This is a genomic window from Dellaglioa sp. CoH-57-MRSF-22 (genome assembly GCF_056781895.1).
Window position 1 is genome coordinate 1 of sequence record NZ_JBXAXT010000125.1, and the last position, 368, is coordinate 368.

General features: G+C 51.1%; 1 protein-coding gene. It reads left to right on the top strand.

Annotation, left to right across the window (positions count from 1 at the left end; translation table 11 throughout):
• Positions 1-238 (top strand): hypothetical protein (locus AC1RPR_RS08490; protein ID WP_481763513.1); only part of this gene is annotated, 238 nt, incomplete at its 5' end.
• Between the last annotated feature and the right edge of the window lie 130 nt (positions 239-368).

Consider the following 368-nt stretch of genomic DNA (forward strand, 5'->3'; position numbering starts at 1 on the left):
GGTTGACATTTCTCCTTACGTCCATCTGCTTCGCACCAATCTCTCGTTCCAACGCCTTTTGAATTTGGGGCTGCTGGCGTTTGTGAGTCCGAATCGCGCGGACCTTATCCTAAATTCTGACGAGGGCAGGGCAGAGTTGGAACGTGTTGAGCGTGTTACTGATAGCGCCACATTCAAACGCTACTGGCCTAAGTCTGCACAGATGTGGAATTGGGAAGAGAATGAGTACGTAACATAAGGAGATCAAGTGGCAGAGTTTGTGGCTGTGGGAGATGCACACTTCACCGATTCCTCAGGATCGGGAGGTCTTTCGAAGTACGTACAAAATCCGGACAAGATGGTCGCTGACGAGATTAGGCGAGGTCCCG